The sequence below is a fragment of the Paraflavisolibacter caeni genome (genome assembly GCF_025628885.1).
Taxonomy (GTDB): Bacteria; Bacteroidota; Bacteroidia; order Chitinophagales; family Chitinophagaceae; genus Flavisolibacter; species Flavisolibacter caeni.
Window position 1 is genome coordinate 139,090 of the sequence record NZ_JAOTIF010000018.1, and the last position, 9,813, is coordinate 148,902.

Sequence of the window (9,813 nt, forward strand, 5' to 3'; positions counted from 1 at the left end):
ATTTTATCTGATACTTACTTTTATTACATTCAATGACATTGGTGGTAAGGAAACATTGATGTTGTTTCCTTTAATGCCCATCGTTTTTTGAACAGGATAAATATTCTTCTGCTGGTCTAATGTGTTATATGCATAAGCATCAGGCGAAGTAAGCACTTCAATGGTCGCTCTATTCTTATTGAGTTTCACACCAGCAAGACTGATCTCGTAAGAGGTGGGAGCGGTTGCCGCATTTACCAGTTTGATGATCACTTCACCGGATGTTTTATCCAATACAGCACTTGCATAGATACTGTCTTTTCCTGCTAACACTTTACCATCCTGCAGTACCTGAATCACGTGGGTTCCTTTATTATTCGCAAACAGTTTTTGTACGTAATAATTTGGCGTTCCTACTGTGCGGAGGTTATCAAACCAAATCAGGTCGGGGCGCCATTGCCATGCCTCCACATGCGCAAACAGAGGGGCATAAGAAGCCATTTTGACTACATCTGCATTGCGTTCCAGACCGGTCATAAAAGCAGCTTCTGCCAAAGCGCTGAACCAGGTATTTTTTGATTCAGTGACTGTATCATCTTTGCCGTGGGCAGCATATTCACCGGCAAAGACCTTGGGACCTTTGCGATCATAATTGTCGTAGCGCGTAGCATTTTTAAAGAACCATTCGGGACTTTGGTAATAATGTTCGTCAATTAGTCCAGCCTTTGATCCTTTGAATTCCTTCCATGCATAATCGAAACGGGGTCCATTCGGTGAGGGTCCAGCGGAGCCTACCAATACGATCTCAGGATGCTTTTGCTGCAAATTTTTTTCAAATTCTTTGTAACGTTCAATGTATTGTTCATCCCACTGTTCATTGCCAATACCCAGGTATTTCAGGTTAAAAGGTGCGGGGTGGCCCATATCGGCGCGCACCTTTCCCCATTTTGTCGTGACAGCACCATTGGCAAACTCTATCAAATCCAAAGCATCCTGAACATATGGATCCAGTTGATCCATTTGTGCCACCTCTCCAGTGTTGTACTGGCAAGCCATACCGCAATTCAGAATAGGCAGGGGCTCAGCACCAATATCTTCTGCCAATTGGAAATACTCATAAAAGCCTATCCCAAAGGACTGGAAGTAATCAGGTGCATTCCTGGGTGCTCTAAACTCCACGTTCCAGCGGTTCATGATCGACATACGGTCCTCAATAGGTCCCACTGTTGTCTTCCACTGGTAACGATTTTGCAATTCACGACCTTCTACAATGCAGCCTCCGGGGAAGCGGATGAATCCAGGCTTCAGGTCGGCCAGCATTTGCACCAAATCGGCACGAAGACCGTTAGGTCTGTTCTTCCAGGTTTCTTGAGGGAACAAAGAAATCATGTCCACATCAATGAAACCATTGCCTTCAAACAGGACATTGAGCCTGCCTTTGACGGCTGTATCTGTTGTGGTGAAGGAAGCTGTTTGCTTTGTCCATTCACCAGAAAAGTTAGAAAGGGAAGTTGATCCGATCTTTTTGCCGGTTGCGTTCACAAGTTCAATCATCACATTTATGTTGCCGTCGCCCTTTTTCGCCAAAATAGAAAAGTTGTATTGCTTTCCTTTTTGAATGCCCATACCGCGGAAGCCTTCATTCGACAAGCCGTATTGGGCACTATCGACAGTGATGCGGGCAAAGCGGGGATTTGCAGGTTTTTCATTTCCGCGGTTGATGATGAGGGTTTTTCCTTTACCATTTTGTTTGAGTTCCTTCCAACCCATCATAGGGTTCAAGAATTCAAACGAGCGATTTTTCACCAGTTCGGCATAGAGGCCGCCATCAGCACCAAAGTTGATGTCTTCAAAGAAAACGCCCCACATTGTAGGAGCAACAGGAGCAACCGGTTTATTTGCAAGTACCGTCAATTTCTTTTGTGCGAGTGCAGCAAAGTGCATGATCAAACATAATACGAATAAAGAGGTACATATTTTTGAATTCCTATTTTTCATTTCTTTTATGGTTACTCCTGCGCGATGAATTCCTCTATTAAACTCACATGAAGAGGAAAGAGCTTTGCTTGTTTAAAGTTTGAAAAGGGTTATTGGTTGTTCATAGTTGTTTATTTCTTTAACTGTACAGAACTATCATTGATGTCGAATGTGTAGTTCTTCAACATGTTAATGACCTCTGCACCTGCCAGTATTACGGGACCATAGCCATGCGCTGCAAAAACATTTACAGGACGGTAGTAGTAGAAGGCAGGGTCAAAGCCCATACCTGTTCCTACACAAGTGTTCTCAACCTGGCCTGCTTTGTTTACCTGGGTAGCCACTGCATTCCAACCCAACAAGCACATAGGCGAATAAGCCATCTTGTCAATCCAACCTTTGTTGATGGCACGTGCAATGCAATAGACGTAAATAGCCGTAGCTGATGTTTCCAGGTAAGAATCATCCCTGTCCAATAGCTGATGCCAGAAGCCTTTGCTGCTTTGATACTGGGCCAGTCCTTTTACATGAGCCTTGAATTGCTCCAGTACGGCTTTCCTTCCTTCATGTGTTTCGGGCAGCACATCCAGCAACTCTGTCATTGCCATTAAAGCCCAACCATTGGCACGGCCCCAACGGAATTCGGGATGCACTTCCATATCCTGCACCCAGCCATGCATGTAGAGACCTTTCCCTGGATTAAACATACGCTTTGAAAACTGCAGGATCTGTTTTACGGCGTCATCATAATATTTTTTATCCCCGGTCAACTTGCCCATTTGGGCCAAGGCGGGGACGCTCATGTACAGGTCATCGAGCCAAAGGGTATTTTTCTGAGGCCTGTTACGCGCCAGTGTACCATCGGGCAAGCGGAACTCTTTGTTTGAAACATAATCCATGTAACTATCCACCAGTGGGCGAATGCTGGCCTTTCCACCGGCGCGCAAGGTTTTAATCATGGCCGCGCAAACAGCACCGACGTCATCCAATGCATGCGGAGCGACTGGTTGGCGTAATGGATTAGCTGGATTTGGATTTTTTTGATATAAGGTGCGGAATGCAGGGACTGCATCTGCAATAAAGTTTACACGCTCTTTGGTATAATCAGCAAAACGGTTATCTCCAGTAGCTTCAGTAGCCAGTAACATGCCTGAATAGGTAACACCCCACTCATAGCTGGTAAGGCGGAAGTCGCCCTGCTTGAAAGCGATGTTGGTATCAGGGGCAGAAACATTCTTCACTTCAGCACCTGTACGACGATCGACAAATTTTGCCGGAGTAGTAGAATCCAGATAATGGTGTATTCGAATCAGCACTTCCTTCACGGCCTCAACAGATGGCGCGCCATAAGGAACCGGATAATCCGGTTTTAAAAGATGTAATGGTGTGGTAGCATCGTTGCCTTTTGCAGTTACATACTGTGCATGGACAGCACCTGCACCTGAAAGCAATAGAAAAGAGAAGATGTATTTTTTCATTGTACCGCGTCTTTTAATGTTTAGATGTAAAGAATAAACTTTCCCACCGAAGAGCACCAAAAGCGAGAACAGAAAATAACGTTTCCATGACAAGCTTTTTCATATGGGAAATAAAATTTGAGATAAGAAATTTAATATTACTCAGCCAGCACCTCATTGCAATATCTGCTTTTTCAAATGACTGGCAATTTTTGAAAAATGCCGTTAAAGCTATTGTTTTATGAAGGGTAATCTATCCTGCGCTATCCTGTTTTATATCCAATCGTTATCATCACCTGAATTCAGGAAGATTGAGATTAAATCATTTATTAATAGGTTCCTTGATATCGATTATCATTGCGGTAGTCGATTGTTTTTTAAAGGTATTAGCCATGCGGTCCAAGCCGGGCGTTTGCAAGCCTTGAATTTTCCCTGTAAAGCCCATGAACACCAGGACCAGTAACCAGACATTAACCATTGAACTTTAATTTATTTTGTCCAGTTTACTTTTGCAGATTTCACATCCCGGGAGTTGCCACCTATCATAATTTCGAATTCACCGGGCTCCCAGTCATATTTTAGCTCGTAGTTGTAAAATTTCAGGTCGTTGGGGGTAATGTTGAAGGTGACCGTTTTTGTTTCACCAGCCTTCAGGTCAACTTTCTGAAATCCTTTTAGTTCCTTCACAGGTCGTGTGATGCTGCCCACTATGTCGCGGATGTATAATTGCACGACTTCTTTTCCATCCCTGTTTCCTGAGTTGGTTACAGAAATGGAGGCCTTTAAAGTCTGGGCACCTTTCAGTGTTGAGCTGCTTAGTTTCAGATCGCCATAGGTAAAGGTGGTATAGCTTAAACCATACCCAAAAGGATAGAGCGGCTCATTAGATACATCCAGGTAATTGGAGCGGAACTTCTGGAACCATTTGCCTTGAGGCAGCGGCCGGCCGGTGTTTTTATAAGCATAGTAAATAGGAACCTGTCCCAGATTCTGCGGAAAAGTTGTACTGAGTTTACCAGAAGGATTAACATCGCCGAACAAAACATCAGCAATGGCGTAACCAGCTTCGCCTCCAGCAAACCAAACATTCAGAATAGCCGGAATGTTTTCACTTTCCCATTTCAGGGCGAGGGGTCTACCGGTAAACAGAACCAGGACTACAGGCTTGCCTGTTTTCATTAAGGCATTCAGCAATTCCTGTTGATTTTGGGGCAGGTTGATATCGGACCGGCTGGAGCTTTCGCCACTCATTTCAGCAGATTCACCCATGGCAGCAACAATTACATCGGCACCACTCGCTACACGAACCGCTTCAGCTATCATTTCAGATTCGGGGCGAGGATCTCTTTGGGTAGATTTGCCAAATACTCCTATTCTTGCATCGAGCATTGTATCTGTGACTATATTAGCACCCCTGGCAGTCACAATATTTACCTGGCTGCCCACCACGCTCTTTATTCCATCCATGAGCGATATAGCCTTGGAAAAGTCGGCGGCTACGCTCCAGGTACCAGGCATGTTTTCTTTGTTGTTGGCCAAGGGGCCAATGAGCGCAATAGTTCCTTTTTTCTGCAGCGGCAATACATTGTTCTGGTTTTTCAATAAAACAAATGTTTGAGCGGCAATCTGGCGAGCCTCCCTGCGGAAGGCATCGGTATATACTTCTGTTTTTGCCCTTTGGGGATCACAATAGAGGTATGGATCCTTAAACAGGCCCAATTTGTATTTGGCTTCCAGAATGCGGCGGCAAGCAGCATCTATTTGGGCTTGTGTAACTTTTCCTTGTTGCAAAGACTTTTTGATGGTGGTCAGGAACCCCTCTCCTACCATATCCATGTCTATACCTGCTTTTAGTGCCAGAGCAGACACTGTTTGCAGGTCACCCAGACCGTGGTCGATCATTTCGTTAATCGCAGTGTAGTCGGTTACCACAAATCCCTTGAAGCCCCATTGTTTGCGCAATACGTCGGTCATCAGCCATTTGTTGGCGCTGGCAGGAATGCCATCTATTTCATTGAAAGAAGACATCACACTTCCTACACCGGCATCTATGGCTGCTTTATAAGGAGGAAAGTATTCATTATACATCCGAACATGACTCATGTCGGTAGTATTGTAATCACGGCCAGCTTCGACGGCCCCGTAGAGAGCAAAGTGTTTGACGCAAGCCATAACGGTGTTGTTTTTGGAGAGGTCATCGCCCTGATAACCTTTTACCATTGCTTTGGCTATTTGGGAGCCCAGGTAAGGATCCTCACCATTGCTTTCGGCTATACGGCCCCAGCGCGGATCGCGGGCAATGTCGACCATAGGTGAGTAGGACCAGCAGATGCCATCTGCACTGGATTCAATGGCGGCAATGCGGGCAGTGCGCTCGATCAGCTGCATATCCCAGCTACAGGAAAGACCCAAAGGGATGGGGAAGACTGTTTGATACCCATGGATCACATCCATACCGAAGATCAGAGGAATCTTTAAGCGGCTGTTTTCCATAGCAACTTTCTGAACGTCCCTTATCTTTTCCACTCCTTTGATATTGAACAGGCCACCTACCTGACCATCTTTTATCTTTTGGGCAATGTTTGAGCTTGAGGCCTGCCCTGTGGTAATATCCCCGGCACCAGGTAAATTCAATTGGCCGATCTTTTCATCCAGTGTCATCTTAGCCATCAGGCTGCTGACGAAACGATTCATTTGGGCATCCTGGGTATTTTGGGCGACTGCATTTAATGAAGCGGCAGCAATCATTGTAATAAGCAGGGTTCTTGAAAGTTTCATATAGCGACTTTTAAGAGTTTACGTATGGTTCATTATGATCTATGTGTTCTTGAAATTACAACGTTCCTTCATTCTACTCTCACAGGTTTCGTTCTTGTTGAAATACCATTCTCATTGAAGGCTTCAATTGAAAAATAATAGGACTGGTCTACGGTCAGGCTTTTCAGGTCTAGGGAGTTATTGTCGTATATCATCCACGAACTGTATAGCTTATCAGGAGCGATACCCCAGAGGATATTATAACCTTGCGCGTCGGGAGATTTGTTCCAGCTAATCATGGCATCCCTGCGGTCAGTCTTACGTTGCACCGAAAAGTTCTTTACTACAGCCGGCGCTTTGCCTGTACCCATGCCAAAGACACGAAGACCGGAAATGGAGAGGTAAGGTGTTGGAACATGAATATTACGATAGCGTATGTACCTGACCGTTTGAAGAATACTTAATTCTACGTAATCGTTAGGCGTATCCTTAAAACTGTTTTCGCGGTCTACCAATCTTATCCAGTTCCTGCCGTCTGTAGAACCTTCAATTACATATCGATGGTGAAGGCCGGGTATTCTTCCATACATGTCGGACTTGTAATCGTGGTAATTCACCTGTATGGCATGCACTTTAGCCGGCTTTTGCAGGTCGATCTCTATCCATTGCTTGTCATCATTCTTTTCTGCTATCCAGAATGTCTTTACACTTTCATCCAACATACGTTCGGGTGCATATTCGCCTAATTGGGAAGATGCTTTTACCGGCTTTTTATAAGAGAGCAGCATCCAGCCGGTGAAGGTGCCTGACTTATCGCCGCTGCCCCCGAAAGGCCATGAGGCGGTTGCCGGAGCGAAGTGGGGATAGTCGCCAAAATAGGTATCACAATACATCAGGTCGTCCTTGTCGAAATAGGTGGGGAACATACAAAGACGTCTTTCCCAGCCGACGTTAACAGCAACAGCATTGGATGCGAAATGCCAGTACCTTCCCCCTGGGCCTACTACGGTACTGCCATGCCCGGCACCATTCATAAATCCGCCCGGTTTATAAGAAATGGGATTATTGGGTGCATAACGGTAAGGGCCAAGCGGAGCATCGGCTATGTATACACCATCACCATAGACGTTGAATTCCGTTCCGGGAGCGGCATACTGCATATAATACTTGTTGTTGTGTTTGGTGAGCCAAGGACCTTCAATGTATCCACCAAGAACGGTATCGGAGTGGTTCTCCCCAAAGCGTTCCCAGCCATGTTTTTTACCATCCAAGTTGAACAAGGCGTAGGTTGAGTCTGACGGACGGAATCTTTGTTCTTTATCCAATGTCTTAGCCCTGATGGGGAAGACATTGGATGATCCCCAAAACATGTATGCCTTTCCATCATCGTCTAAGAACAAGTCGGGGTCCTGGAGGTCGTTTAATATACCAAGCACAGCCTTCCAGTCTCCTTTTTTCGGATTGTCGGTATAGAGCAGGCTCATGGAGCCGGAGGGATCGCCGGCAACATACAATACAGAATCTTTATAATTAAAAGCTGCAGGCGCATTGCAGCCCTGGAAATACCATTTTTCAGGATTGATAAAAGTCCAGTTCAACAGGTCGGTGGAATGCCAGTAGCCCAGGGAACGGGTAACGAACATATAATATTCATCCCTGAAGCGAACCACGGCCGGGTCTGCACCAGAGCGATAGGAAATATTATTGTATGCATTGTAGATCATGTAGGTGTAATCCACATTGAGCGGATTACAATAGGTATTCATTTGGGTTGACTGGGCATGGGTTAGCGACTGAAGGCAACACAGATAAAGCAGACTAACTAATGTTCGCAAGCAATTAATGTTTTTCATTTTTCAACCTGGATTTTTAGGAATTGATATGACTTACCGTTTTGATTGAAATACACTTTATTACTTATAATTTATTCAATTATTATTCCTTCAGTTGCGGGCTTTCGAATCCTAGTTTTTTTAAACCGCTTTGTACTTCAGGGCAACTCATAAAGAGGTTCCATAATAATCCGGTACGGTAGTTTTCCATCATTACAACTATGGGTCCCTGGTCGATAGCAAGGTACCACTTCGGAAACCAGTTGTCGGTTTCGCTGAAGGCATCATAAAACCCATAAATGCCGTAGACAGAATTGCCTAAATTTTCATACCAATGTTTCATAGCCTGCATGGAGTATTCTGGTGTATAGGGCATGGAAGATAAAGCTGCGGTGGGGGCAATCACTCCCAGGTCATTTTTCTCATCAGGAGCATGCCCTGCATAACCTTTAACTGAATAACTGGAAGTCAGTCCCCAACTACCGGGGCCATAACCTTTAAACCCCTTGGAATTCTCCACACACCAGGCCCGGTTGATGAGTGCCTGATTTTTATTGTGCTCCCAATAATCTGCATAGCGGTCTTTAAGGCCACGGGGATCGAGGCCCAGGTAGGAGTAATGGGCCCAAAAGAGAGGGCCGCCATTGGGAGGGTCGCCCTGGTGGTGCAGTTTCAAGGTGAAGCCATACCGAACTATGGAGTCCTTGATCTTTCCATTCTGTGCCCAGCCTTCGTGGTATACCTCAGGAGGCACTCCATGTGTAGGTGAAGATGCGGCCAACACATACATAATGAGGCATTCGTTGTAACCCTTTACAGGGAAGTTCATTTCCCATGCATAGTTTGGCGACCAGTGCCAATACAGTACATTTTGTCCATTGCGATACCAGTTCCAGTCTACTTCCTTCCAGAGCTGGTCAATTTTTGCAGCCAGCGCTCTTTCCTGGGCATTGCCATCCTTTAGATATTGACGCACAGATAACAGGCCCTGGATCATAAAAGCAGATTCCACCAGGTCGCCTCCATCGTCTTTAGTACCGAAGGGCTTTACCTTGCCGGTCTCACCATATAACCAGTGCGGCCAAGCGCCGTGAAAGCGATCAGCTTTCTGGAGGAAGCTAACGATCTTCTCTAACCTATCTACACCCTGTTGACGGGTGATATACCCTCTTTCAATGCCTACCAATATAGCCATTACACCAAACCCACCGCCTCCGATGGTGACTACATTCTTGTCGTTCTGGGGATAAATATTGTCTACATGGAAACGCTCGCGGGCAAGTCCGCTGGTGGGTTCTGCCCCATCCCAGAAATATTGAAAAGTAGTGTGCTGCACGTCATTGTAAATGGCATCATACTCTTTGGGGATGCCAGGTTGTGTGGCTGCTTTTTTAGAAACTGAGCAGGCATTGAACACTGCTACGATGGTCAGATAAAAGACAAACGTCTTAAGCTTTCTCATGAGCATAATCGTTTAATGAAGATTCAACTTAATATAAGATGCTTTTTTTGGCCAGGATGCTGCAAGTAAGAAGATAGATGGTAGATGAGGGATGAGTTTGGAGTTTGGAGTTTGAAGTTAATGGGCTGTTGGAGCGCAGTTGATACGGAGTAGACAGGGAGTTACTAGGGAGTTCCTATGGAGTTACACTGCAGTAAGGTCTCCTATGTTTGTTTTTTGAAGCAGTATTTTTTGAGAGGAGTCGAGAAGGTCTGGGTAGTTTTGAGTCCATCAGTGAAAAAGGGTGAGCGTACAATTTAGGTCTAAGTAACCCCTGAGGGTATACTGTTATAGAGATTTTACCTCCCCT

At 45.3% G+C, this 9,813-nt stretch carries 6 protein-coding genes; all 6 read right to left on the bottom strand.

All coding sequences use genetic code 11. From position 1 onward, the window contains the following. Nucleotides 1–3: 3 nt before the first annotated feature. Nucleotides 4–1,977 (bottom strand): alpha-L-arabinofuranosidase C-terminal domain-containing protein, encoded by a 1,974-nt coding sequence (locus OCK74_RS18975; protein ID WP_279298654.1) that lies wholly within the window; start codon nt 1,975–1,977, stop codon nt 4–6. A gap of 110 nt (nt 1,978–2,087) precedes the next feature. Beyond that, on the bottom strand, nt 2,088–3,434 hold the full coding sequence (locus OCK74_RS18980; protein ID WP_279298655.1) for a glycoside hydrolase family 88/105 protein: 1,347 nt from the start codon (nt 3,432–3,434) through the stop codon (nt 2,088–2,090). Between the two features lie 301 nt (nt 3,435–3,735). Further along, nucleotides 3,736–3,891: a hypothetical protein gene (locus tag OCK74_RS18985; RefSeq protein WP_279298656.1), complete on the bottom strand. Its 156-nt coding sequence runs from the start codon at nt 3,889–3,891 to the stop codon at nt 3,736–3,738. An 11-nt stretch (nt 3,892–3,902) separates the two neighbouring features. Further along, nucleotides 3,903–6,191, bottom strand: a complete 2,289-nt coding sequence (gene bglX, locus OCK74_RS18990; protein ID WP_279298657.1) for a beta-glucosidase BglX — start codon at nt 6,189–6,191, stop codon at nt 3,903–3,905. A 68-nt stretch (nt 6,192–6,259) separates the two neighbouring features. Then, nucleotides 6,260–7,936, bottom strand: a complete 1,677-nt coding sequence (locus tag OCK74_RS18995) for a family 43 glycosylhydrolase (RefSeq protein WP_279298658.1) — start codon at nt 7,934–7,936, stop codon at nt 6,260–6,262. Between the two features lie 169 nt (nt 7,937–8,105). After that, complete coding sequence (locus OCK74_RS19000) at nt 8,106–9,464, bottom strand: glucoamylase family protein (protein WP_279298659.1); 1,359 nt, start codon at nt 9,462–9,464, stop codon at nt 8,106–8,108. Between the last annotated feature and the right edge of the window lie 349 nt (nt 9,465–9,813).

Excerpts from the sequence above, each read along its gene's own strand:
- OCK74_RS18975 (WP_279298654.1), bottom strand. The coding sequence starts at position 1,977 with ATGAAAAATAGGAATTCAAAAATATGTACCTCTTTATTCGTATTATGT.
- OCK74_RS18980 (WP_279298655.1), bottom strand. The coding sequence starts at position 3,434 with ATGAAAAAATACATCTTCTCTTTTCTATTGCTTTCAGGTGCAGGTGCT.
- OCK74_RS18985 (WP_279298656.1), bottom strand. The coding sequence starts at position 3,891 with ATGGTTAATGTCTGGTTACTGGTCCTGGTGTTCATGGGCTTTACAGGG.
- bglX (WP_279298657.1), bottom strand. The coding sequence starts at position 6,191 with ATGAAACTTTCAAGAACCCTGCTTATTACAATGATTGCTGCCGCTTCA.
- OCK74_RS18995 (WP_279298658.1), bottom strand. The coding sequence starts at position 7,936 with ATGAATACCTATTGTAATCCGCTCAATGTGGATTACACCTACATGATC.
- OCK74_RS19000 (WP_279298659.1), bottom strand. The coding sequence starts at position 9,464 with ATGAGAAAGCTTAAGACGTTTGTCTTTTATCTGACCATCGTAGCAGTG.